This window comes from Bacillus sp. PS95 (genome assembly GCF_037963565.1).
GTDB lineage: Bacteria > Bacillota > Bacilli > Bacillales > Bacillaceae > Bacillus > Bacillus subtilis.
In genome coordinates this window covers 3,632,478-3,658,920 of sequence record NZ_CP150160.1, presented here as the reverse complement: position 1 = coordinate 3,658,920, position 26,443 = coordinate 3,632,478, and the positions used below count along the sequence as shown (strand labels likewise).

At 39.6% G+C, this 26,443-nt stretch carries 20 protein-coding genes; 9 read left to right on the top strand and 11 right to left on the bottom strand.

Going from position 1 to position 26,443, the window contains the following annotated elements:
* Window positions 1-12 precede the first annotated feature (12 nt).
* Window positions 13-180, top strand: a complete 168-nt coding sequence (gene edmS / locus NSQ12_RS18995; RefSeq protein WP_003227896.1) for an extrachromosomal elements maintenance protein EdmS — start codon at window positions 13-15, stop codon at window positions 178-180.
* A gap of 140 nt (window positions 181-320) precedes the next feature.
* Complete coding sequence (gene pgdS, locus NSQ12_RS18990; RefSeq protein WP_339175372.1) at window positions 321-1,562, top strand: gamma-DL-glutamyl hydrolase; 1,242 nt, start codon at window positions 321-323, stop codon at window positions 1,560-1,562.
* A 33-nt stretch (window positions 1,563-1,595) separates the two neighbouring features.
* Here the strand turns inward: pgdS and ywtE are convergent, their stop codons facing one another.
* Complete coding sequence (ywtE, locus tag NSQ12_RS18985; RefSeq protein WP_198878453.1) at window positions 1,596-2,456, bottom strand: 5-amino-6-(5-phospho-D-ribitylamino)uracil phosphatase YwtE; 861 nt, start codon at window positions 2,454-2,456, stop codon at window positions 1,596-1,598.
* 155 nt (window positions 2,457-2,611) lie between these two features.
* Window positions 2,612-3,580, bottom strand: a complete 969-nt coding sequence (gene tagT, locus NSQ12_RS18980; protein WP_017697352.1) for a polyisoprenyl-teichoic acid--peptidoglycan teichoic acid transferase TagT — start codon at window positions 3,578-3,580, stop codon at window positions 2,612-2,614.
* 332 nt (window positions 3,581-3,912) lie between these two features.
* Between tagT and NSQ12_RS18975 the strand changes: the two genes are divergently transcribed.
* Entirely contained in the window at window positions 3,913-5,286 is a 1,374-nt protein-coding gene (locus NSQ12_RS18975; protein WP_024571920.1) for a sugar porter family MFS transporter, read from the top strand.
* Between the two features lie 36 nt (window positions 5,287-5,322).
* Here NSQ12_RS18975 and gerBC read toward each other — a convergent pair whose 3' ends face one another.
* From gerBC to gerBA, 3 genes are read right to left on the bottom strand one after another with little or no spacing between them, the layout of a single operon-like run.
* Window positions 5,323-6,447, bottom strand: a complete 1,125-nt coding sequence (gerBC, locus tag NSQ12_RS18970) for a spore germination protein GerBC (protein WP_198878454.1) — start codon at window positions 6,445-6,447, stop codon at window positions 5,323-5,325.
* The gene (gene gerBB, locus NSQ12_RS18965) at window positions 6,444-7,550 is read right to left on the bottom strand and encodes a spore germination protein GerBB (RefSeq protein WP_198878455.1); all 1,107 of its coding nucleotides are present in this window, start codon (window positions 7,548-7,550) and stop codon (window positions 6,444-6,446) included. The genes gerBC and gerBB overlap by 4 nt, the downstream gene beginning before the upstream one ends.
* 5 nt (window positions 7,551-7,555) lie before the next feature.
* On the bottom strand, window positions 7,556-9,007 hold the full coding sequence (gene gerBA / locus NSQ12_RS18960; RefSeq protein ID WP_003243291.1) for a spore germination protein GerBA: 1,452 nt from the start codon (window positions 9,005-9,007) through the stop codon (window positions 7,556-7,558).
* A gap of 264 nt (window positions 9,008-9,271) precedes the next feature.
* On the opposite strand from gerBA, the gene manA reads away from it, so the two are divergent.
* The gene (gene manA, locus NSQ12_RS18955) at window positions 9,272-10,222 is read left to right on the top strand and encodes a mannose-6-phosphate isomerase, class I (protein WP_032722626.1); all 951 of its coding nucleotides are present in this window, start codon (window positions 9,272-9,274) and stop codon (window positions 10,220-10,222) included.
* Window positions 10,223-10,351: 129 nt separating this feature from the next.
* Window positions 10,352-12,994 carry a beta-N-acetylglucosaminidase LytD gene (lytD, locus tag NSQ12_RS18950; RefSeq protein ID WP_198878456.1) on the top strand — a complete coding sequence of 881 codons (2,643 nt, stop codon included), beginning with the start codon at window positions 10,352-10,354 and terminating at the stop codon, window positions 12,992-12,994.
* A 38-nt stretch (window positions 12,995-13,032) separates the two neighbouring features.
* Here lytD and NSQ12_RS18945 read toward each other — a convergent pair whose 3' ends face one another.
* From NSQ12_RS18945 to NSQ12_RS18920, 6 genes are all read right to left on the bottom strand, one after another.
* Window positions 13,033-14,892, bottom strand: coding sequence for a CDP-glycerol glycerophosphotransferase family protein (locus NSQ12_RS18945; protein ID WP_015384814.1), 1,860 nt, complete (start codon window positions 14,890-14,892; stop codon window positions 13,033-13,035).
* 18 nt (window positions 14,893-14,910) lie between these two features.
* Entirely contained in the window at window positions 14,911-16,080 is a 1,170-nt protein-coding gene (locus NSQ12_RS18940) for a CDP-glycerol glycerophosphotransferase family protein (RefSeq protein ID WP_088327097.1), read from the bottom strand.
* A gap of 3 nt (window positions 16,081-16,083) precedes the next feature.
* On the bottom strand, window positions 16,084-17,109 hold the full coding sequence (locus NSQ12_RS18935; protein ID WP_003235523.1) for a ribitol-5-phosphate dehydrogenase: 1,026 nt from the start codon (window positions 17,107-17,109) through the stop codon (window positions 16,084-16,086).
* A complete protein-coding gene (locus tag NSQ12_RS18930; RefSeq protein ID WP_003235520.1) occupies window positions 17,106-17,819 on the bottom strand; it encodes a 2-C-methyl-D-erythritol 4-phosphate cytidylyltransferase in 714 nt (237 codons plus the stop codon). The genes NSQ12_RS18935 and NSQ12_RS18930 overlap by 4 nt, the downstream gene beginning before the upstream one ends.
* A gap of 88 nt (window positions 17,820-17,907) precedes the next feature.
* Complete coding sequence (locus NSQ12_RS18925) at window positions 17,908-19,059, bottom strand: CDP-glycerol glycerophosphotransferase family protein (RefSeq protein ID WP_088327095.1); 1,152 nt, start codon at window positions 19,057-19,059, stop codon at window positions 17,908-17,910.
* A 95-nt stretch (window positions 19,060-19,154) separates the two neighbouring features.
* On the bottom strand, window positions 19,155-19,928 hold the full coding sequence (locus tag NSQ12_RS18920; protein ID WP_015251089.1) for a WecB/TagA/CpsF family glycosyltransferase: 774 nt from the start codon (window positions 19,926-19,928) through the stop codon (window positions 19,155-19,157).
* Window positions 19,929-20,436: 508 nt separating this feature from the next.
* Here NSQ12_RS18920 and tagD point away from each other — a divergent pair.
* The 4 genes from tagD to ggaB all read left to right on the top strand — a co-directional run bounded on the left by tagD (window position 20,437) and on the right by ggaB (window position 26,296).
* On the top strand, window positions 20,437-20,826 hold the full coding sequence (gene tagD / locus NSQ12_RS18915) for a glycerol-3-phosphate cytidylyltransferase (RefSeq protein ID WP_029318766.1): 390 nt from the start codon (window positions 20,437-20,439) through the stop codon (window positions 20,824-20,826).
* A gap of 93 nt (window positions 20,827-20,919) precedes the next feature.
* A complete protein-coding gene (locus tag NSQ12_RS18910; RefSeq protein ID WP_015251091.1) occupies window positions 20,920-22,104 on the top strand; it encodes a CDP-glycerol glycerophosphotransferase family protein in 1,185 nt (394 codons plus the stop codon).
* A gap of 23 nt (window positions 22,105-22,127) precedes the next feature.
* Entirely contained in the window at window positions 22,128-23,468 is a 1,341-nt protein-coding gene (locus NSQ12_RS18905) for a glycosyltransferase family 2 protein (protein WP_204551393.1), read from the top strand.
* Window positions 23,469-23,593: 125 nt separating this feature from the next.
* A complete protein-coding gene (gene ggaB / locus NSQ12_RS18900) occupies window positions 23,594-26,296 on the top strand; it encodes a poly(glucosyl N-acetylgalactosamine 1-phosphate) glucosyltransferase (protein ID WP_198878458.1) in 2,703 nt (900 codons plus the stop codon).
* Window positions 26,297-26,443: the final 147 nt, after the last annotated feature.

Below are 26,443 nucleotides of genomic sequence, written 5' to 3'. Positions count from 1 at the left end.
GGAGTGATAAAGATGAAATTTGTCAAAGCCATCTGGCCGTTTGTTGCCGTAGCCATCGTGTTCATGTTTATGTCAGCTTTTAAATTCAATGATCAGCTGACAGATCAGGAAAAACAGAAGATTGATATGGAAATGAATAAAATCCAACAGCAGGAAGAACCGGTAAATGCCAATAAATAATTCAAAAAAGAGAGTGTCTGATGAGACACTCTCTTTTTATTTGCCCAGCATATTCATTCTGTAAAAATATTAAAAAGTCTCTTAACATATTCAAAAAAATACCGATGTTAAAACTGCAAAAAGAGGAGGAGATAATAAAAGTGAACACACTGGCAAACTGGAAGAAGTTTTTGCTTGTGGCGGTTATCATTTGTTTTTTGGTTCCAATTATGACAAAAGCGGAGATTGCGGAAGCTGATACATCATCAGAATTGATTGTCAGCGAAGCAAAAAACCTGCTTGGATATCAGTATAAATATGGCGGGGAAACGCCGAAAGAGGGTTTCGATCCATCAGGATTGATACAATATGTGTTCAGTAAGGCTGATATTCATCTGCCGAGATCTGTAAACGACCAGTATAAAATCGGAACAGCTGTAAAGCCGGAAAACCTGAAGCCGGGTGATATTTTGTTTTTCAAGAAAGAGGGAAGCACCGGCACTGTTCCGACACATGACGCCCTTTATATCGGAGAGGGCCAAATCGTTCACAGTACACAGTCAAAAGGGGTTATCATCACCAATTACAAAAAAAGCAGCTATTGGAGCGGAACTTATATCGGAGCGAGACGAATCGCTGCCGATCCGGCAACGGCTGATGTTCCTGTCGTTCAGGAGGCCGAAAAATATATCGGTGTCCCATATGTGTTTGGCGGAAGCACGCCGTCAGAGGGCTTTGATTGCTCGGGGCTTGTGCAATATGTGTTTCAACAGGCACTCGGCATTTATCTGCCGCGATCAGCCGAACAGCAGTGGGCAGTGGGCGAGAAGGTAGCCCCTCAGAACATAAAGCCTGGTGATGTCGTCTATTTCAGCAATACGTATAAAACGGGAATTTCACATGCAGGCATTTATGCGGGCGCAGGCAGGTTCATTCAGGCAAGCCGGTCAGAAAAAGTAACCATTTCCTATTTGTCAGAGGATTACTGGAAATCGAAGATGACGGGTATTCGCCGATTTGACAACCTGACAATCCCGAAAGAAAATCCGATTGTTTCCGAAGCGACGCTTTATGTCGGAGAAGTGCCTTACAAACAGGGCGGAGTAACACCTGAGACAGGATTTGATACAGCTGGATTTGTCCAATATGTCTACCAGAAAGCAGCCGGTATTTCACTGCCTCGATACGCAACAAGCCAGTACAATGCCGGAACTAAGATTGAGAAGGCGGACCTGAAGCCGGGAGACATTGTGTTCTTTCAATCAACAAGCTTAAATCCCTCCATCTATATCGGAAACGGACAAGTTGTTCATGTCACATTATCAAACGGCGTGACCATCACCAATATGAACACGAGCACATATTGGAAGGATAAATACGCAGGAAGTATACGGGTGCAATAAAAGAAAAAGACTCCAATCTCTGGAGTCTTTTCTTTATGCATATTGTCCCGAAAGAAGCTGGTCTATAAAGTAGGCCACACCATTTTCGTCATTGCTTTTTGTGACAAAGGTGCTTTTTTCTTTTAATTCATCAATCGCATTTTCCATGGCGATACGGTGTCCGGCGACTTCAAACATGGACAAATCGTTTGGACTATCGCCGATCGCATAGATATCCTGTGTTTCAATTCCGTATAGGTCAGCCAGCTTTGTTAACGCGCGTCCTTTTCCTGACGAGGCCGGCAGGATTTCGATAATATGTTTTCCTGAAGAGGTTTGCGCCAGTTTTTTATGATGCTTCAGTTCTTCCTTCGCTTGTTTCAGCTTGTCCATATCAAAGGAGAAGCAAAGAAGCTTATAAATGTTTTCACCGCCGTCAAAAACCGATTCGATATGAGGGATTGGTTTAATGCCAAACTGTTTGAATTGAGTCATGGCTCCTTGCCACAAGTCATCCGTCTGCTCGTTTGGGTTTGCGCTCTTTAGAATGTCAAGCTCAGCGTGCAGCTTAGCTTCGCCGTCAAAAGGAGATAGCAGATGGTCATCTGTATATACCTCAAAGTAAATGTTTTTTGAAAGTAAGTAATCAGCAATCGCTTTACCGGCTTCCTGATCCATTAATGTCCGGCTGATCAAACGGTAACCCGTGTCATGGATCGTGCCGCCATTAGCTGCAATGATAGGGATGTCCAAGTCATTCAGCAGCGCTTTTACATCAAATGTCGCTCTTCCCGTGCAAATGGTGACGAGGATGCCGGCATCAACGGCCCGCTTGATCGCCTCTCTGTTTTCCGCAGAAATGACGCTTTCTTTATTGAGTAATGTTCCGTCTAGATCAATCGCAATACATTTCATATGTAGGGGAACCTCCTTAAAAATGAAGCTGCTTCGTGTAGTATGTTCAGCTTGCCTGTGAAACATAATCCATATAAATTAAGGCTAATCGTTACTTTGATAATTTTCAACAAGGAAATATGTAAAACGGGATGGCGTAATCGCCATCCCGTTCATTATACACCTAAATCGTTTTGCAGCTCTTTTTTAACTTCCTGCAGCTTTTGCTGATTCAATTTGAAATAATAGACTCCGGCAGGTTCATAATCATAACCCGTCAGCTGAATAGACTCAACTGATTTCAATGAAGTGATGAACGGGAACAGGCCGATGGCATCTTTAAGAGATAAGTTCATTTTTAAATTTTGCCCCATCGTATCCACAATATCATCATAAGCCGGAATTGAGCTCAATGATTTTGATTTATCTATAATGGCGCTCAGCACTTCCATTTGTCTTTGCCCGCGTAAAAGGTCACTGTCCGCTTTACGTGTTCTTACGTAAGCGAGCGCTTCTTCCCCATCAAGCGTATGTGTTCCTTTTTGAAGAACGACTTTACCTTTTGTATCTTTTTTGATTTGCTGAATGACTTTATCGCTTTTTACCGTTACTTTGACGCCATTTAACTCGTTTACGACGTCTTCAAAAGCCGTGAAATTGCTTTCTACGACATAATCGACGGGAATATCCAGCATTTCTTCAACTGTTTTCACAGTCAAGTCAACGCCGCCGTAAGCGTGAGCATGTGTGAATTTATCATACCCGTGGCCTGGGATGTTTACATAGGCGTCACGCGGAATGCTCAGCATTTTAGCTGTTTTTTCTTTCCGATTAAATGTAACCAGCACATTCGCGTCACTTCTTGCCTGATCGACGGTCTCGCCGTTTTTCTCCCTGGCATCAATTCCTAAGAGCAATACAGAAAAAGAATCTTTTCCAGGATCAAATTCTTTGATCCGTTTTACAGATTGTTCTCCGCGTGCAAGGCTGACGTGAGCTTCCTTAGAAGCATTGTTCAGCTTTACAAAAGCATAGGCGCCGACAGAGCCTGCCGCAATGACTAAAAAAGCCATTAATCCGGCAACAACTTTCACCCATTTTTTTAGTCTTCTTTTTTTCTTTCTGCGCTGTGATCGTTCTTCCATATATCAATACCTCACGTTTCTTTAATATTTGAAGCGTACCATTCTATTTGCCATGGGGCAACTACTCGAAAGACATTTTTCGATAAATATTCCTGTATTTATAAGTTCTTGTTTTTGAAAATTGATAACGATGATGTACTGAATCACCTTATATTGGACGCCGCAGCAGGTAAAATGTTTCGGCGACATTGAAAAAAATACAAGTAAATGATTGGAAAACTTATGATCAGCAAAATAAAAAGGTTTAATGGCCGGAAAAAGAGGCTAAAAGATTTCTAAAAAATTCCCACAGACAATATCATTGCAGCTGATGGAGAAAGGGAGTCATCTTTATGAAAAAGCAGTCAAATATATGGCTTTATTTTTTCGGAGCTCTTGGAGGCGCGTTATATGGCTATGATACCGGAGTGATTTCCGGAGCTATTTTATTTATGAAAAAGGAGTTAGGCTTAAACGCGTTTACAGAAGGTCTTGTTGTCAGCTCCTTGCTGGTTGGGGCGATATTGGGCTCAGGAGCGGCCGGCAAGCTGACTGACCGTTTCGGAAGAAAAAAAGCAATTATGGCAGCCGCGCTGCTGTTTTGTATAGGCGGTCTTGGTGTGGCACTGGCCCCAAATACAGGAGTCATGGTGCTGTTTCGCATCATTTTGGGACTTGCAGTCGGAACATCGACGACAATCGTGCCCCTTTATTTATCTGAACTGGCGCCAAAACATAAACGCGGGGCGCTGTCATCACTGAATCAGCTGATGATCACGGTCGGCATCCTTCTTTCTTACATTGTCAATTACATATTTGCCGATGCCGAAGCGTGGCGCTGGATGCTTGGATTGGCTGCTGTGCCGTCATTGCTCTTGCTTATTGGCATTTTGTTTATGCCGGAGAGCCCGCGTTGGCTGTTCACGAATGGCGAAGAAAGCAAAGCGAAGAACATTCTTGAAAAATTGCGTGGCACAAAAGATATTGATCAGGAAATACATGATATAAAAGAAGCGGAAAAGCAGGATGAAGGCGGCCTGAAGGAGCTGTTCGATCCATGGGTGCGCCCAGCGCTTATTGCCGGTTTGGGACTCGCTTTTTTGCAGCAATTTATCGGAACGAATACGATCATCTACTATGCGCCAAAGACCTTTACAAACGTCGGATTCGGAAACTCCGCTTCGATTTTAGGCACGGTCGGAATCGGCACAGTCAATGTTGTCATGACATTAGTAGCGATTAAAATCATCGACAAGATTGGAAGAAAGCCGTTACTGCTATTCGGGAATGCGGGCATGGTGATCAGCTTGATCGTTCTCGCTTTAGTAAATCTCTTTTTCGATAACACTCCGGCTGCCTCATGGACGACCGTCATTTGTTTAGGCGTGTTTATCGTTGTCTTTGCGGTCAGCTGGGGACCGGTTGTATGGGTGATGCTTCCTGAATTGTTCCCGCTTCATGTCAGAGGAATCGGGACCGGTGTTTCGACCTTAATGTTGCACGTTGGGACACTGATTGTTTCACTAACCTATCCAATATTAATGGAAGCGATCGGAATCAGTTATTTATTCCTGATTTATGCCGCGATCGGTATCATGGCGTTCTTATTTGTCCGATTTAAAGTGACAGAGACAAAGGGAAAAAGCCTTGAAGAAATTGAGCAGGATTTACGGGACAAAAACGGACAGGGAGGATCGGCCGGAAAACAGCAGACTGTCGGAACATAAAAAAGGGTGCGCGATCATGCGCACCCTTTTGATTGCTTACTTTCCTACCGTGCCAAAGTTAATGATTTTAAAAGAAATATCGTACTTAAAATCAGTCTCAGAAAATATTTCCTCCCAATGCCCTTTTACTTTATTCCAGTAGTCAGGGTGTTGAATCCTTATGTGGTCTGATAAAAAGACCGGATCGGTTTTATACTCGTGCTGCAGTTTATCCATCACCTGCTTTACATCTCGTTCAAGCTTTTTTTCAAAAATGTTTTCCAGCCTGTGCAAATAACTTTTGCTGAAGGAGTTTTCATTCGGGTTTTGGTCTTCTGTCAGGATGCCCTTCGTTTTAACAGAAATATGAAAGATAGGCTTTCCGTTTTCAATGATAGGCTTAATTTTGGTTTTCGACTTTTTGATTTCAAACGTAATCGGATGTCCTTTATCTGTCGTCGGCATGACACCGCCTTGGATCGTCCCCATGACCCATGACAGTGTTTGGGTTTCATCAGCTGAAAGAAACCCAACGAGTTTATTGCTGCCCCTTTTGATAATGCCTGCTCCGTCATACTTGGCTTTTCCCTTTTCGTTTTTCACGGCTTGAATAAGATAACTGTACCCGTTCTGAGAGTAGACAGAAGCTCTTCCGATGCGCAGCGGTATCATAATCTTACCGTTATATCCGCTGTGAGTTGTCAAATCAATCAGTTTTTCGGAGGGCATCGGCTGCTGCTGATTGGGGTTTCCTTTTGTGAGAACTTCAGCTGCATTCCCTCTGGCTGCCATCAAATAGCTGCTTCGCCGCAGCTCATCATCTCGGATAAAGTGGTTGAGGACTTGGTCTACATTTTGATTCCTCATCAGTTTTTCTCCCAGAAGAATGACTTTTAAATGATCGCTATAAACAGGAGGGTCCTTGATGGATACATCACTGACTGCTTCCAGAATCGTTTTCCCGTGGGACGTCACATTGACAAATTCGGGTTTTCCGGATGCTTGGCTGTCTTCGCTTTGGGGAAGAAGGTTTTGATACGTCAGTTTGTACTGGTGATCATCTGTCTCATCGATCGCCAGCCCTCTGGCGAAGGATAGTTGCTCGATATCTTTGACATCCCAGCAGCCGCAGAGGGCCAGCAGCATAAAAAACATGACGGAGAATTTTGATGCTGTTTTCATTGCAGCTGCCCCCTCCCTAATTTTTTCTGTATCCAGCTTAAAAACCAGACGAATAATGGAATTGTAATCACAATTAAGAAAGCATATCCAAGAAGCGTCCCGTAATAAAACACGTCATTCAAGTCCTTGGGATACATCGTTATGAAAAACGTCGCAGCCAGCATTGCAGTCAGCAGCCATGCATTGTTTTTATTTTTCAGATGAAAGATTTCCGTTAACCCGATATGGGCGCCTTTAAAGGATCCGAGCATACAGGCAAATTGCTGAGCTGTCCAGGTCAGCTGTAAGAACAAATCAAATCGTTCAATAAAAATACCCGGAACCTCTAATGCGTGAATAAGGGAAATGGTCGGCCATGTCACCGTTTTTGCCTCAGCCACAGTCATACAGCCAATCACAATGAGCAAAGTAATGCTGTAGAACAATGTGGAAGTCGCGATGCCCAGAGCAACAGCCTTTTTCACTTGCTTTGGATCTCTCATAAAGGGGACCAGGTAAAAAATGATTTCAAATCCGGAGAAATATAATAATGTTTTTGGGAATAAAGAGAAAAAGCTTTGATAGCCTCCTTCAAATACCGGCCGGATAAAATCAAGCTGGAACAAGCGAAAGCTGAACATCAGAAGCATCATAAAAATAATAAGGGTTATAGGAAAAATATAAGCGTATACTTTTGCAATTGAATAAACGCCTCCGCCTACATGATAGATGGCAACTGCAAGAAATATAAACACCACAACTGCCATTGGCGTATTTTTCAACAAAAAGAATCCGACAACCTCTCCCAAAATCCGAGCTTGAAAGCAAACAATCCCAATGAAATATAGACAGATATATAAATTCAATAGAAAGCCGATGAATGTTCCAGCTACAATGCTGTTGAGCTTAAAAAGAGTTTTTCCGCTGTTTTTTTGAAGAAAAGGCAAAAAAAGCAGAGCGATGATAATAAAAATAACGCCCTGGAGCAGTATCATTAGCCATCCGCTCGGACTGCCGGTTTCGGCGGCTGAGCGGGGAAGGGTCAGCACCCCGGCGCCGATCAATGTGCTGCTGATCATAATGAGCGTCTGCATAAATGTCAGTTTATGCTCTGATTTCCTCATAGCCATCACCTTTGTCTGATGTTATCTTCGGGATCGTTTCGTGTCGGTCTTCTTTTTAAAAACATCGTGGGAATACGGATGACTGTGTCTTTCAAATCCTGTCCAGGCTGCGCCATGATCGGGATAATGTAATCCTGTCCAAAGCTTTTCAGGCGCATGAGATGGCCGATCACAAACAGATAAACCATTATAACGCCATACATGCCAAGCGCTGTTGCACTTATCATAACCCCGATCCGAATGATCCGCAGCGGAAAGTTATAGGCGTATGAAGGAACGGTAAAGGATGCCAGTGCTGTGACAGAAACGACAATGACCATAAGCGCACTGACAATTTGCGCCTGAACAGCTGCCTGTCCGATGACAACGCCGCCGATAAGGCCAATTGTCTGTCCAATCGGCTTAGGCAATCTTAATCCGGCTTCTCGAATCAATTCGATCGTAAAGATCATGATAAAGGCCTCTACAAAAGGCGGGAATGGTACGTTAAGCCTGCTGCCTGCAATGGAAATGGCCATTCTAGTCGGCAATAGCCCGGTGTGAAAAGAAACGAGAGAAATATACAGACCGGGCAAATAAATGGTGATCAGGATGCTGGAATAACGAAGAAGGCGTACAAGTGACATTGGGATCCAGCGCTGGCTGTAATCATCGGGCGAATGAATAAATTCGTCAACCGTAGCCGGTACAATCAAAGCAAACGGCGTACCATCCACTAATATGGACACTCGCCCTTCTAATAGAGAACTTTCGACCCGGTCCGGTCGTTCTGTGCTTAATATTGTGGGGAAAATTGAAAATGGTTCGTCTTCAATCAGCTGTTCAAGCGTCCCCGATTCCGGCAAATTATCTATATTGACTGATTTCAGCCTTTTAAACACTTCTTTGACGACATAATCTGGGGCGATATCCTGAATATAAGCGACAGCGATTTTCTTTTTGGTCCTTTTTCCGAGTGTCATTTCTTTGATGACGAGATTAGGATCACTCGTCCGTTCACGCAAAAGCGCCGTGTTTGTCCGCAGTTTTTCAATAAATCCTATTTTAGGGCCGCGTTCCACGACTTCGGAGGAGGGTTCATCAAGACTGCGTGTTGCGACTGACTTTGTGTCGAAAGCTAATCCTCCGCGATAGCCATCAGCGAGCAAAATGGCTTGCCCTGAAAAAACGAGCTGCTCTATTTCTTTCATTGTAGAAACAACGCTGTGGTGAAAGCCGAAAAAAAAGGCGGATAAGTCTTCAATCGAGCATTCCTTATGGGCCAACGCCTCTTTTTGTAAAGGAGAAATGACGTATTGCGCCAGCATTTTATTCTCTGTCAGACCGTCAATATACAGTAAACACGCCTTTTGTCTGCTATCTCCGAAAGCAAATGTATAAAACATCATATCGTCGTTTTGTCCCAATGTTTTTTTCAGTGTGTCTAAATTGTTCTGGAGATCAGAGTCGATTTGCATAGTTTCTCTCCTTCGTAAACAGATTGACGGTTTTTATTAATTTGTATCAAAAAAGGAGAATTATTCTTATCGAGGAAAAGGCTGAAACAAAGCTTCTTTTCGACGTGATATAATAGATAGGAAGCGTTTTCTTTGAAGGGGTAATGAAAAGATGATGCTTTGTACATATGTTGTCATCGGAAAAAGGCAGCTTATACGGGCGTTTGTAAGAGGGGCGCACCGGGAAAATGATGATCAGTTATTTACAGGGGAGGGGTACGGATCATGACGCAATCACCGATTTTTCTAACGCCTGTGTTTAAAGAAAAAATCTGGGGCGGAACCGCTTTACGAGATAGATTTGGATACAGTATTCCTTCAGAATCAACGGGGGAATGCTGGGCCATTTCCGCTCATCCAAAAGGACCGAGCACTGTTGCAAATGGCCCGTATAAAGGAAAGACATTGATCGAGCTTTGGGAAGAGCACCGTGAAGTATTCGGCGGCGTAGAGGGGGATCGGTTCCCGCTTCTGACAAAGCTGCTGGATGTGAAGGAAGATACGTCAATTAAAGTTCACCCTGATGATTACTATGCCGGAGAAAACGAAGAGGGAGAACTCGGCAAGACGGAATGCTGGTACATTATCGACTGTAAGGAAAACGCAGAAATCATTTACGGGCATACGGCCCGCTCAAAAACCGAACTTGTCACAATGATCAACAGCGGTGACTGGGAGGGCCTGCTGCGAAGAATCAAAATTAAACCGGGTGATTTCTATTATGTGCCGAGCGGAACGCTGCACGCATTGTGCAAGGGGGCCCTTGTTTTAGAGACTCAGCAAAATTCAGATGCCACATACCGGGTGTACGATTATGACCGTCTTGATAGCAACGGAAGTCCGAGAGAGCTTCATTTTGCCAAAGCGGTCAATGCCGCCACGGTTCCCCATGTGGACGGGTATATAGATGAATCGACCGAATCAAGAAAAGGCATAACCATTAAAACGTTTGTTCAAGGGGAATATTTTTCGGTGTATAAATGGGACATCAATGGCGAAGCTGAAATGACTCAGGATGAATCCTTTCTGATTTGCAGCGTGATAGAAGGAAGCGGTTTGCTCAAGTATGAGGACAAAACATGTCCGCTCAAAAAAGGTGATCACTTTATTTTGCCGGCTCAAATGCCCGATTTTACGATAAAAGGAACTTGTACCCTTATCGTGTCTCATATTTAAACTTAATCTCACTTCGAGATTAAGTTTTTTTTATTAGAAAATGGAAGTGATTCACCTATAAATGAAGCATGCGCGTGCCGATAAATAAACTAGTTTTATATACTCATAGAATAAGAAAGAGGAGAAGGAATGAAAAAGAGACTAATCGCACCTATGCTTCTATCCGCCGCGTCCCTTGCCTTTTTTGCCATATCTGGTTCTGCCCAGGCAGCCGCGTATACCGACTACTCACTATATAAAGTAGAGCCGTCGAATACGTTCAGTACAGAAAGCCAAGCCTCACAAGCTGTCGCCAAACTGGAAAAAGATACTGGCTGGGATGCATCCTATCAGGCTTCAGGCACAACAACGACCTACCAAATTTCCGCCTCAGGCATTCATAGCGAATCAGAAGCGAAAGCAATACTGAGCGGACTCGCCAAACAGACATCGATTACAGGAACGTCAAGTCCTGTTGGAAGCAAACAGCCATATGTCACCATCTCGTCAGGTGCCATCTCCGGAGAAAAACAGGCCAACACTACCCTAGCAAAGCTGAAACAGGAGACGGGAGTGGCTGGCGCTGTAAAAGCTTACGGAGCAGCTCGGCCCTATATGAACGTCATGACATCAGACATTGCTGATGAGACAAAAGTCAAGGCGCTTATCCAGAGCCTGGCTAAGCAAACAGGGATTAAAAGCTCGTATCAGCCCATCACACACACGGTGTCTGTCACAACCATTCAGTCTGGCACAATCGTGGGAGACAGCAGAGCAGCGCAGATCAAAAACGCCTTCCAAAAGGAATCTGGGCTGCAGGCATCATTAAAGGAAACAGTGAAAGGGCAAGCCTATTATACGTTTACAACTGCCGCCATTTCAGGTGAAGCCAATGCCAAAACTCTATTGCAGCAGCTGAAACAGAGCACTGGCATCACAGGCAGCTACAAGTCCATCAATCAAAAAACAACCGTTGAGTCATACAATGTCCAATCAGCTTATTTCAAAGGGCTGAGTACAGTAAAGGACGCCATCAGCCAAATCAAGAAAAACACTGGCGTATCCGGGAGTTATCAACAGGTTGGAAAAAGCACATCATATACCGTGAATATGAAGGGTATAACAAAACAGCAGCTCCAAAAAATAGACACTTTCTTTAAAAAGAAAAAATGGCATTACACGTCATCCAGCGTCAAAAAAACGACAACGTCTGCAGCTTATCAAATCACGACGGCAAAGATTTTAGGCGAGCAGCAAGCAAACAAAGCAGCAGCCTTCTTTGCTCAGAAAAAAGTAAAAGCTGCAAAAACAGCAGCTGGATCAACAGCAGAAAATCAATATCAGCTCATCTCAGAAGAAACATCAGATCAAGCAAAAGTCACAAAGGGCTTGAACATATTAAAGAAAAATCAGCTGAGTGCTTCTGCGAAATCCGTCAAAAAACAAATAGCTGGCACGTTTAAAATCACAACCGAATCTCTGCTTGATCAAACGAAAGTCAATCAGGCACTCACGTTTTTCAAATCGAATCATATATCAGCAGCAAGCCAGAAAACCGGTCAGACAGCTGCGAGCAGCTATCAAATCACAACTGAAGCTATTATCAGCCAAGAAGAGATTGACCGCGTTTTAACATTTTTCAAACAAAATCATATCGCAGTCACAACATCAAAAACAGGCCAGACAGCATATACACAATACAAAATCGTGACAACACAGCTCAGCAGCAAAACAGCATTGAATAATGGGTTAACCTATCTTAAATCGAAAAGTGTAACCCCCAGCTACACAACGAAAAGCAATACGCTTTATAAAATCAGCGTAAATGAGCAGTTCACAGGCAATGATACAGCTGCTGCGGCATCAACGAAGCTAAAACAATTATACGGATGGACATCATCTATCGTGAAGATCAAAAACGGCCCGCAAATCATGAAAACAAATTACAATCTCTCGCTTCGTGATATGGTCCAAAAACAAATGACAGTAAGTCCGCAAACAGACGGAGCGGCTTACGTATCGCTCACGTACATTAATATAGCAACATCAACCGTTACGGCTGATGTACTAAATATCCGGTCAACGCCGGAAGTCAGCCCGACAAACGTGATCGGCCAATTTAAAAAAGGCGATAAAGTGAAAATCATCGGACAGATAAACGGCTGGGCTAAGATCAATTTGGGCTGGCGAAACGCAAGCAGTGATGAAGTAGTTCAATACGTGGATCCAAATAACTTTACCAGAGACAGCAAATACTACTTCCAATTTCTCAAGCTGTCACAGACAGCGGGCCTCAGCGTTACTGAGGTCAATCAGAAAGTGCTTGCGGGTAAAGGCATCCTGACAGGGAGAGCAAAGGCATTTATCGATGCCGCCAATCAATATAGCATCAACGAACTGTATTTAATCTCACACGCTCTTCTTGAAACAGGAAACGGGACATCCGCCTTAGCCAATGGATTAACCTATAACGGAAAAACCGTATACAACATGTATGGAATTGGAGCATACGACAGCAATCCGAATTACTACGGAGCCAAATATGCGTACGAGCAGGGCTGGTTCACACCTGAAGCGGCCATTATCGGCGGAGCTAAATTCATAGGCTCATCGTATATCCACAACACAGCTTACAATCAGGACACACTGTACAAAATGAGATGGTCAGCTACAGCGACACATCAATACGCAACAGACATCGGCTGGGCGTACAAACAAGTAAACCGCATGTACAGCCTGTATTCATTGCTGGACGGCTATACACTTTACTTTGATGTTCCGGAATATCGATAAAAAAAACACCTTTTGCGGCTGCAAAAGGTGTTTTTGATTTATCTTTTAAGAACTTTATCCTCTGATGGCTCTTCTTCCTGAGGGAAAACAATTTGATCGACGACTCGCTCACTTGCTTTTCCATCAAGATCATCGAAGAAATAATGAACAAATGAATCAATTTGCTCAAAGTTATACTTCTCTTCTTTAATGATCGAAATCATTTGCTCAGACGTTTTCGCAAGAGGGCCAGGAATAAAGTCAAAGTAATCGTAATAGAAATCACGTTTGCGAATATAATCATCTACATCATAGCTGAAGAAGATCATTGGTTTATTTAATAAAGCATACTCAAAGCAAACAGAAGAGTAATCCGTTATCAGAATATCTGTTACGAGCAATAGCTCGTTAATTTCCCTGAACGAAGAGAAATCATAAAAGAAATCGCTGTACTGATAAGGTATATTGGCATCGTTTCGTACGAATGGATGAATTTTGAATAAGAAGATATATTCATCCTTTAACTCTCGATACAGACGGTCAAAATCAAGCACTTCAAAAGGATAATGAGCTGATTGCTGACCGTTTCCGCGGAAGGTTGGAGCAAAAAGAATGACCTTTTTGTCCTTTAGAAACGGATATTCCGTGTAAAGGCGTTCTTTTACAAATGCCTTCTTCGCTTCATCAAAGAAAAAGTCTGTTCGCGGTACGCCCGTAGCAATGACGTTCTCAATGTCTACCCCAAAGCCCTCTGCGTAGTGCTTCCGTATATTTTCAGAGCTGACAATAACCTTCGTGTAGTTTCTATGGTTTTTCGAATGCGGTGACGGTCCTCCCGGCAGACCGATTCGGCTGTAGCCGAATGTCTTAAAGGCGCCGACAGCATGCCATAGCTGGACAAGGTCCGCATTTTTACGGATTTTTAACGGATAAATAATCGGATAAAAATCATCTATAAAAATGATTTTGCTTGTCGCGAAATGATAAGCCATCGACATCAGTTCAGACAGGCTTTTTCTATCTCGAATGCTGCTCTTTAAGAAAAATTTGAAATCAAAATTTTCTTCACGTTTCAGCAGCTCTTCATAAACAAATTCGAAGTTTCCTGTCATATCAAGTCGGCTGTCAGAAGCAAAGACAATTTTATTAGACTTAATTGGAAGCAGGCGGAATACATCATAAGCAAAATGGAATAAGCTTGTATTCAGCTTGCGCAAAAAGCGGTTTGCCTCTTTTCCAGTATCCAGCTCCAAAAGGCTCGGATCAATTTCCTGCAGTTTGTTGCAAGACAAATTAATCGTCTTTTCGCCCTCATCATAATTAACGATCAAATTGAACTTCATCAGCTTTTTAGCAGAATGAAATTCCATTTTTGTGGCATACACATCATTAGAGAGGAAATTACTTACATTTCCGACTGTATGCACTTCCTGATGTTTTACATTTTGGTCATCTACAGCTTCAATCTCGAGAAACAGCTTATACTCGCCCTGCGGAAGAGGCTTGTCATTCATCAGCTTAGAAAAGTTAATCTGCTGTGAAAATCCTGCCCACTTATAGGCTCCAGGCACATTTGAAGTATCAATTGACAGCTTATCTACCGGAACATCCCGCAGTGAAACAGCTGTAAATAAAACACCGTTGTTCACCAATAATAAACGTTTTCGAACCTGATCCTCTTTTTGAAGCGGCAGGCCCTTGATATACATATAACCCGCAATTTTTAGAATTGACCCATTCCAAGAAAACTCAGAAATCTTTCTGACAGGGACTTGCTGGTTTTCTTCAATTCGCTTCGTTTTATCAAATAGAGAAAAAACCCTGTTATCAGCTGGATGGACAATGACAGCTGCATTTTCTTTTTGCGTTTTCTTTTTTGATCTGAAAAGTCTGTTCTTAATCTTTCTTGCCAGCTTCACTTTGTACCTCACTTTCTCCTAATCGGCACCAGATGTTAAAAATGATGAAATAAAATCGGCTACCCGCTCTGAAGATTTGCCGTCCTGATGGGTGATAAATGCCTGTGAAAAATCTTCAATACGTTTCGTATCAGCCTCGTGATCACTCTCGATATCGTGTACAAGCGATGGAACGTCTTTCGAAATCGGCCCGGGTACAAACGATTCAAACGGGTAGTAGAAATCACGTTCTTCCAAGTAGTCTTCTAAATCCGGGCAGTAAAAATACATCGGACGTTTCAGCAGGCTGTACTCGAAAATAACTGAAGAATAATCGGTTATCAGCCCATCAGAGATTGCCATCAAATCGTACAAAGAGTACGAATCAGTTAAATCCAGCACAAAATCATCCTCTTCCGTGTGCGCATGTTTGCGCATATACGGATGAAGATGGAGGATCACGACATAATCTTTATGGCTTAGCGCCGATTTTAATTGTAGCAGATCAAGCGGTATAGCGTCACCCTCTTGATGATGTCCGCTGCCTCGAAAAGTAGGAGCATACAAAAGCTTTTTTTTATGCTTCAGTTCAGGATAAACCCGATGAAACTCATCCAGTACAGTGCGAATATGTTCCTTATGATAAAAGTAATCCGTTCTTGGAATGCCGAGCGGCAAAATCTGCTTTTGCTCCATTTGAAAGGCTTCGGCGAAATGCGGAACGGCAGCGGGTGCACTGACAATGGCATAATCATAGTTTGAATGCACGGGAACAATCTTCAAATAATCAGAAGAAGGGCCGAACGGCTTGTTCACAATGCTGTAGCCAAATTTTTTAAACGCGCCGCAAGCATGCCAAAGCTGGATGGCAACAGTTTCCTTTCGTTTTGGCACAACATACAAAGGAAAATAATAATCATCCAACAAAAGCACGCGGCATGTTGCAAGGTGATATAACGAGCTGAAAAGATGAAGCAAATATGCAGCTCGTCCGATCAGCCCCTTATCCATCTTGCGGAACAGCAGGGTGATGCGAAGAGACGGGTCTTGCTTCAGCTTTTCATAGACACCTTTAAAATTATCACTTAAATGATCCTCACGATAGGAAGCTATGACAATTTTGTTGTGCTGTACTGGTAATAAAGCGCTCAATAGTTTATAAGCAGTGCCGAATACTCCTTTTACAATTCGTGTAAGGAATGTTTTCACTGTTTAAATTTCCCATTCAATAACAGTTTTTCCCCAAGATGAAGTCAAATCTGCTTCAAACGCGTTTGTAATTTCCTCAATACTGCGTACCGGGAAGCGTCCGCCAACTAATGTTTCTAAATAATCAACGACTTCAGGGTATTGAGCTAAAAAGTCTACAGTACGGGCAAAATCCTCGCGTCCGCTCCGGCTGCTGCCGATCAGCGTAATCCCTTTTTCAAGCACCATTCTTGTTTCAATTTCAACAGGGTATTCAGACACGCCTAGGAGCGCTACACACGCTTCAGGATGGACATGGGCAATGATCTGTTCAATTGCGCTTTCACTGCCGCGTCCGCCCACGCATTCAAAGGCATGATCGATTCTGACATCTTCAGGAATGTCGTTAATTTGATAAGCTGCATCAACAAAAGAAAAATGATCAAGCTTGTAAGGTGTTTTTCCGAAAATAAACACCTTGCTGTCTGGATATTTTTTCTTCAGTAGAAGCGTCATGATAAATCCGAGATTTCCGTCCCCCCAGACACCGAATGTGTCACGCTTCTTATGCGCCATGCGCTCAAAGCGGGAAAGCGCGTGAACTGCAATTGTAATAAGCTCAGTGAAGGCTGCGACATGCGGATTAATGCTGTCTGGAAGCTCAACAAGCCGATCAGGCGCCATGAACATATAATCCTGCATAAATCCATCATAACCGCTTGAACGGAATCTGCTGGACCGCAGGTAATTCTCCGCGATGACTTCATGCTCTTCAACCGGTGTATTTGGCACCATAACAACCCGGGTTCCAACTTTAAATGTGCCTGTCGGATCAAACATGACTTTTCCGATCCCTTCATGGATCAGAGCCATCGGCAGTTTTTTGTCCATCGCTTCTTTGCCGCGTGAGCCAGTATAATAACGCTGGTCTGCAGCACAGATGGATAAATGGGTAGGACGGACGACGACCTTATCTGAATGGACAACTTTATCTTTATATGTCACTTCAAATTGTCGGGCAGAAACTAAACGATATGTTTGATTAATCATTGTGAAATTCGCTCCTGTAAAATGGCATTAGCCACTTTTAAGTCATATGGTGTCGTTACTTTAATGTTAAAGACTTCACCGCGGACCAGCTTCACTTTTTCACCTGCTAACGAGCAGATCTTGCAAGCGTCAGTAAGGACAGCTTTTTGCTCATCGGACAGTTTATTATAAAGCTCGACCAATTTGCTGATCCGGAAGCTTTGCGGTGTTTGCCCCTGATACATGTTATCGCGGACAGGGATATCAGAAATAAATTCCTGGTCTTCTGAAGCAATAATTGTATCAATGGCTGAGATAACAGTATCAACCGCGCCGTATTGAAGAACAGCATCAATGTTTTCATCGATAATGCGATGAGTGAGAAACGGACGCACAGAATCGTGAGTGATGATCACGTCATCATCCTGAATACCGAATTCTTTTTCAATATAGCGGATGCCGCTCATAATAGATTCATTACGGTCGCTGCCGCCTTCAACGACAATCAGGCGATCATCCTGCCCGATAAATTTCTTTAAAATGTCTTTTGTATGGTTAATCCACTCTTTAGGGGAGACGATTAAAATCTTATCGAAACGGTCATTTAATAAAAACTTTTCAACCGTATGAATGATAATTGGGCGTTTATTTAATGGCAAAAACTGTTTTGGCATATTGACGTTCCCCATGCGGGAACCTTTTCCACCGGCTAGAATCTCAGCATAAATCATAAAATGACTCCTTCCTTACTACAACTCATAATGTTTTATAAAAGGTTTTCATATTATTTGCAATACCGATCTCTATTATATATAAAGATCAGCTTGATTTCTCATTTACATAGCTTAAAAGCAGCTTGCTGGCATTCCCTCTCGAGTACAGATTCCATTCACGTGAAAAGCGCTCCACTTCAGCTTGAAGCCTGTTCATATCTTTCAGCTGGTCCAAGAGCATTCCTGAATCACGGCAAGGAACCCCGGGGATTACCTCTGTATAATGGCGGATTAAACCGCGGGTTCTGTTGTAAGCCTCCATATCATACGTATAAAACAAAATGGGTTTGTCCAGCAAAGCAAATTCAAAAGGGACAGAAGAATAATCTGATATTAACAGATCACTCATTTTTAAAAGGTCTGCAAGAGGGAGATCTGATACGTCTTTTATCCACGCACTATCCCCATGCAATTGAGCAGATTGCTTCATAACAGGATGAAGTTTTACTGCAAGTAAATATTCTCCTTTTAAATCATGCTGCAGCTGTTTTTCTGAAAACGGCAGCGAAAAGCTTTCAAACTGATGATCCCTAAAGGTTGGCGCATACAGGATGATTTTTTTCTCTGCCGGCAGGTGATATTTGCTTTTAAGGTCATTGCTGTTTTCCTTCACCTCATAGTAAGCATCGGTTAAAGGCACGCCAAACCGAAGAAATTTATCACCTTTTATATCGAAGAATTCTTTGAATATGTCAGCCATATGTTCAGAACCGACGACAATCCGGTCAAATGAAGCATACACTTTGCGAAAGCGTCTCACGTCAGCCCGCGAACGATTCTGTGTGTTGATATCCTTTAACCCAAATCGTTTAAACGCTCCATTCGCATGCCAAACTTGGATACACTCGATATCAGGTCTGCAGGTCAAAACGGTTGTCAAAACAAAATAGTTATCAACAATCACAGCTTTACTGCTCAGCATAGAAAAGACCGCTTTATATATATGAAGCGGGTGTTTTTCGTTAATAACTGAAACAGTAAGCTCAGGAAATTCTGTTTCCAGCGATTTGGCATGCTGGGTCAGAAGTACATGAATGGGAAATGAGTAGTGTCCCATCTGATATTCCTTTAATATTGCCCGGGCATTATCAGGAAAGGAAACAAGAAGGGTCACTTGACTTCCCGGTTTGACCCAAAACAGCAATGCGCCGATGACTTTGATGAACAAATAGTAAAAAAACGCAAACCAGGATTTCAATCTGTCATCAGCTCAAAACGGCTGCCGCGGATTGTCGGCAGGCACAGCGAAAGATTCATGCATTTCATTACATACCATAGCTCCTTTAAGGCCCATTACAGATGGCGTGATTGATCTTTGACCTGTCCCGTATATTGCGGCTTTGCTGAAGTTCGTTCATGTTTCAGCACGGCTGTAACATACTTAGGAATGCTAAGCATTCTTCTCCAGCGCGCAGGGTTTGTGATCAGCCTGTACATCCATTCAAGGTGAAAACGGATAAAAAATGAGGGCGCTCTTTTGACATTGCCGCTGAACACATCAAAGCTTCCGCCCAGCCCTACAGAAACAGCCTGAGGGAATAGATGTCGGTATTTATGGATAAAGAACTCCTGATTAGGATAACCTAAAGCAACAAATACCATGTCAGGATTTGAGGCTGCGATCTTGTCTGCTACCTCACGTTGATTCTTCACATAACCGTCAGAATATCCGGCAATTTCAATCCCAGGATAATCACGTTCGACTCGCTCGATTGTCTGAGCAATCACATGCTTAGCTGCACCGTAAAAGAAAACCCGTTTTTTCTTTTGATCAGCCTTCTCAAGCAAAGACGTAAACAAATCATAACCGGCGATTCTGGATTGAAGCGGCTTACCAATTAGCTTGGAAACCAACACAACACCAATGCCATCCGGCAAAATAAAATCAGCAGATGAAAGAACCGCTTCATAACGCGGATTTTGCATCGCTTCAAATCCGATTTCAGGATTCGCTGTTACGATGAACGCACCTTTATTCTGGTCCAAAAATGACGTTTCTAAATGTGATACAAATGAAGTCAGTTCACCGTCTACAAAATCTAATTGATTAATGGGTTTCGTTTGCATCGTATCAACCCTCCTTTTCATCTATATGTCTATAAAAAACACGTGTCATTCGTATAGTTTGATTAAAGACTCTTTGTCTGAAAACATTTTACTCTATCTTACCACAAAAATCTTTAGGAACTTTTAACATTCACATTACAATTCCTTCACGTTTTGACGATGAATTAATATGAGGAGGGGCGTACAAAATAAATGACGCAGCAGAAAGAAAATCGTTTCACTTAAAAACGCGACAAAGGATTCGATTTTTTCGAAAAAGAAAACTTGTTATAATGGGTATGGATAAGGCATTAGACCTGTAAAAATTATACATCAATACAACGATGATACCAAAAAATGCTGGTGATTGACATTTTTAAAGAGCCTTAACTTTTATAGGAACTTATGCTATTATTGTTCAATATTAATGGTACGTAAAAAATGTGTCGAAATTATAAACAATCTGTTAAGGTTTTTGGTTTTTTTCTGGTACTCTCAGTTGAAAACGGTTGGAAGGTGATGTTATCTGATGAAGAAAGTGATAACGTACGGAACATTTGATTTATTTCATTATGGACACATGAAGCTGCTGCAAAGAGCAAAAAATCTGGGTGATTACTTAATCGTGGGATTATCTACAGATGAATTTAATCTTCAAAAACAAAAAAAATCGCATCATTCCTATGAACATCGAAAATTCATTTTAGAAACAATTGATTTTGTGGATGAAGTGATTCCCGAAAAAAACTGGGAACAAAAAATCTCAGATATTCAAAAGTACGATATAGATACATTTGTGATCGGCGATGATTGGAAAGGGAAATTTGACTTCTTAAAGGAATATTGTGAGGTCATTTACCTCCCGAGAACAGAAGGCATTTCAACTACCCAAATCAAAAAAGACATGGCTAGTTTATAGAAGCACTAACTTAAAGAGGCTTGAAGTAATTCAGTTGCTTCTTTTTTTCTTGTTTGCGCAAATATAAATTTTTCACTCTTTAAGGAGTTCATTATGAAATCTTTTATTTTACAAAAATGCAGAAGTTTATTAGTCAGGGCCTATTCAGTTCTTTTTAAGATTTTTGCTCTTCTGCCAAGAAACAATAAATTAATTTTATTTGAAAGCTACTCAGGAAAACAGTTTAGCTGCAATCCCCGAGCAATCTATGAATATTTACAGGAAAATAAAGATCAATATGATTATAAAATGATATGGAGCATTGATAAACGATATTTGTCGGCATTAGACGGCGTAGATGCAGCATATATAAAAAGGTTTTCTTTTAAGTGGATTTGGTACATGGCTACAGCGAAATATTGGATTACAAACAGCCGGCTCCCTTTATGGATTCCAAAACCAAAAAACACATTGTATGTACAGACGTGGCACGGCACTCCGCTAAAAAAACTTGCTAATGATATGGATGAAGTGCATATGCCTGGAACCACAACTGAAAAATATAAACAGAATTTTCTGCAGGAAGCAAGCAAATGGGATTATTTGATTTCTCCTAATGCTTATTCGACTGAAATTTTTAAACGGGCATTTCAATTTAAAAAACAAATTTTAGAAACAGGTTATCCGCGAAATGACATTCTATATTCACCAAATAAAGAATCATTAATAAATAGGGTAAAACAAGAGTTAGAAATTAGCGAAGATAAAAAAATAATTTTATATGCACCAACTTGGAGAGACAATGAGTTTAAGAAAGTTGGTCAGTATAAATTTAAACTTCAATTTGATTTAGAGGAAATGAAGAGGAAGCTTGGGGACTCTGTGGTTATTCTTTTAAGAATGCATTATCTAGTTTCAGAACAATTTAATTTAGGGAAATATAAAGATTTTGTGAAGGATGTTTCCTTATATAAAGATATTCGAGATTTATATTTAATTAGTGATTTATTGATTACGGATTATTCTTCTGTCTTTTTTGATTATATGAATTTAAAAAAACCCATCGTATTTTTTGTGTATGATCTCCCGGCTTATCGAGACTCTATCAGAGGTTTTTACTTTAATTTTCAGCAAAAAACGCCAGGAAACTTGGTTCAAACAAGTGAAGAACTTATAGATACGGTAATAGAGTTGTTACATAATCCTTATATAGATCATAACTATGAGGATTTTTATAATGAATTTTGTAATTTAGAAGATGGCAAGGCTTCTAAAAGAGTAATTGAAACGATCCTTTAACTTCTAAATAAAGAGGTACAAACATGTTTTCTATAATTATGCCAATATATAATTCTGAGAATTATTTAAGGTACTCAATAGAGAGTGTCATTAACCAGTCAATAGGATTTAAGGAAAATATAGAACTGATATTAATAGATGATGGCAGTGTTGACAGCAGTCCTCAAATTTGTGAGTCCTTTAAAAATCTATATCCTAATAATATTAAAATCATGAAAATTGAAAACTCTGGACCCTCTGCTGCAAGAAATTGTGGATTATCAAATGTAAGCGAACAATCTAAATTTATTGGTTTTCTTGATTCTGACGATGCATTGTCTCATAATGCACTGCAAAGTGTTTATGATTTTTTTTGTGATTCCGAAGATGTAAATATCGCGGTATTACCTGTTTATTACACAGGTGAAAAAGAAGGCGAACATAAATTAAATAATAGATTTGAAAAAGGAACAAGAGTTATAAATATTCTCAACGATTATAAAGCTATTCACTTTTATATTGGCGGCACTTTTTACAGAAGACATACACTAAATCGTACCGTCCAGTTTGATGAATCTATAAAGTTTTGGGAAGACGCTATCTTTTTTAATCAGTTATTACTGAAAGAAAAAAGATACGGAGCAGTTGCAGAAGGAAAGTATTTTTATAGAAAACGGAAAGAACAGAACTCGTTAGTTGATCGTTCGTGGTTTAACAAAAAAAGGTACACATATTTGTTGAATGAATGTTACATGACTTTGTTGATGGATTCAATAAAAAAATATGATATAGTTTTGCCTTATCTGCAATTTTTAATTGTATATCATATGAAATTGTTTTTATATCCGAACTATAGAGATGTTTATAAGTCTGTTTTAGATCAACAAGAACAAAAAGTTTTTGTTGATAATTTTATAAAAGTTTTAAAATTTATTGATCCGCAATTTATAAAAGAACAAGATATGCCGATGTACTATAAAGAATTTATGTTTCACTTATTAAAAGAAAATACAGAAGCTCTTGAAAATATAAAAAAAGAAAGAGTACTGCTTAGTTCATGTACTGTTACTTCGACAAAAATAAAAGGGTTTAGACTTGAATTAACAGGGCACTTTATTAACCAGTATTATGAGATGAAAGAAAATGACAGATTATATATAAAATATTTTAATAGATTAAAAGTATGTAAACGAAAAGAACTGAAAAAAACAATTGAAGTATGGGGATATAAATTAAGAGATTTTAGACATGCTGGTTTTGTTGTAGAAATACCGATTTGGGCCCTTGCATTTGACTTTGTCCTAAAAACACCAAATGATGCTTTAGAACTTAACCATGTAAACGTATTTAAAAGTTTTCTTACAAAGACTTTAAAAAACAGGTAAGGAATCCTTTTCATACATTTTACTAAATTAATTATGTGTTTTCAAAAATTTAGCACTCTAATTGTTTTTACTTTTATTTACCCGGATTCTTATTCATATAAACATTTTGTTAGGAGTAATCTTTTATGAACGAAAAGAGTTTTAACTATGATTTCAGTGTTATAATGCCGATTTATAATGTCGAGTTATATCTAACTGATGCAATAGAAAGCGTTATTAACCAGACTTTAGGATTCGAGAATATTCAGTTAATACTTGTGAATGATGAAAGCCCTGATAAAAGTGAAATGATTTGTAAAGAATATGCTCAAAAATATCCAAAAAATATTGTATATGTAAAGAAACAGAATGGCGGAGTGAGCAGTGCCCGAAATTATGGTTTAAAGTATGCCGAAGGCAGATATATTCAATTTTTGGATCCGGATGATTTAGTTTCAGAAGAAACATTCGAAAATGTTTTAAACTTCTTTAACCAACATAAAAATGAAATTGATATTGTAGCAATCCCAATATTTTTTGAGGAAGGAAGAACTGGAGAACATAATCTAAATAATAAGTTTTCTTCCACGAGAATATTGGATGTGGAAAAAGAACCACATCATATATTAACTCATTGCTGTTCTACATTTATAAAAAATGATGCCTTGAAAAAAATCAGGTTTGATGAAAATTGTAAAATAGGTGAAGATGCTAAGCTAGTTAATTTAATTATATCGCAAAAGAAAAAGTATGGTCTTGTTAAGGAGGCAAAATATCATTATAGAGTTAGAGAAGATGGATCGTCTGCCATGCAGACTGCTAAAGCAAATAAGAATTGGTTTAACCATTCACTTATCACTTTCTCCAAGAATTTAATCGATATTACCAAAAATAATGAACAGAAAATACCTTTGTTTCTTCAATACATGGTTATGCATGATTTGAAGTGGAAATTATTGATTAAGGATATTAGTGAAACACCTTTAGACGAAAATGAATACCGCGAATTTTTAACATTGATACGAGAAGTATTATCGTATATTGACGACGATGTCATTATTAATACAAAAAGTGTCAGCCATTTCTATCTATATCATGCTTTAAAAATAAAACACGGTGAAAATTATAGTAAGTATGTATATGAAAAAGAAACTGAACAAGATTATTATTTATTCAGAGAAGATAAAATTGTTTCGAAGTTATCGAATCAAACTCTAACTATTGAGATTTTAGAAGAAAATGATGATTCTATTCATATTGAAGGATTTTGGAGCTCTCTTTTTAATTCTAAAGGCTTTAATTTTTATGCTAAAATTGGAGAAACAAAAATAAAAGCAAAGAAAATAAAAAGAAGGCATAACGATTATATAAGTTTGGGAGAAGTAATAAAAAAATATCCTGGTTTTTCTATAGATATTCCGAAAAGCTATCTTGATGGCAATCACCATATTGAATTTTTTATAGCTAAAGGTAAAAAAAGAAAAATGGCAAAACTTCGATTCTTTAAGTATTCAGGTTTGTCAAATGATCTATTTAACGCTTATGCAGCTAAAAAGGATTATATCTTTTATTATAATTATAAAAAATTAATGTTCAAACAAAACAATGTTAAAAATAGATTTATAAAAGAATTTCGTTTCTTAAAATCCCTTAATAAATTAGGAGATAAATCAAAGAAACGAAAATCAGCTATTAAAAAGGCAATGTTGGCAAGAGTGGCACACCATGTTTTTACTATTTTTAACAGGAAGCCAGTTTGGTTATTCATAGACAGACAAGATAAAGCTGATGATAATGCAGAGCACCTCTTTAAATATGCAATCAGCAAGAATGATGGGGTAAAAAAATACTTTATAATAAAAAAAGATAGCAAGGATTACAACAGGATTAAAAAATATGGAAAGGTTATACCATACAGATCTTTTAGACATAAAATTTTAACCTTATCCTCTTCCAAAGTAATATCGACACATGCAGATATATGGGTTGTAAATCCATTTTTTAATATGGAGATTTATTTTAGAGATTTATTTAATTTTGAGTTTGTCTTTTTGCAGCATGGAATAACAATGGCAGATCATTCTGAATGGTTAAATAAATACAGTAAGAATATCAAATTATTAGTCACTTCTGCCAAACCTGAATATCGGTCTATTGTGAAAGGGAATTACAACTATAAAAAAGAGAATATTTTGTTGGGTGGATTTCCGAGATACGATAATCTTAAGAAGAGTGAAGGAGAAAAGCAGCTTCTAATAATGCCGACTTGGAGAAAAGATATTGTATTACCGAAAGATCAGGCAAAAGGAGTAAGACCGTACAACCCGAAATTTAAAGATAGTGAATACTTTTCTAGGTATAATGCTTTGATTAATGATGAACGGCTAATCGAATTTGCTAAGAAAAATAATTATAAAATAACTTTTTTTCCGCACCCAGATATTCAGCAACAGATTGTAGACTTTGAAAAGCATGAGTATGTGGAGTTTGCCGACTATAACAGCAGCTATCAAATGCTATTTAATTCTTCTAATATAATGATTACTGATTTTTCATCTGTAGCGTTTGATTTTGCATATGAGAAAAAACCTGTTATCTATTATCAATACGAAAAATCATACCATTTTAAACTTGATTATTATGATTATAAAAAAATGGGGTTTGGTGATGTAATAGAAGATCATAATAGCTTAGTTGATAAAGTTATCTATTATATGAAAAACAATAGTCGTATGGAAGATAAGTATAGAAAAAGAGTAGATAACTTTTTTGCATATACTGATAAAAATAATAGGAATCGTATTTATAAAGCTATTTTGGAATTAGATAATAATAAAGTTGCTAAGTGAGTTTAATTTACCCTATACTGACACTTTAAAGTAAAGAGAAGTTCTGCGGGACTTCTCTTTACTTTTCAAAAGTGAAAAAAACCTCAATATCTGTTACAATATTCACCGGTGCTTTCAAATTTCTTTAACCGAAAGATCCAAAAAATC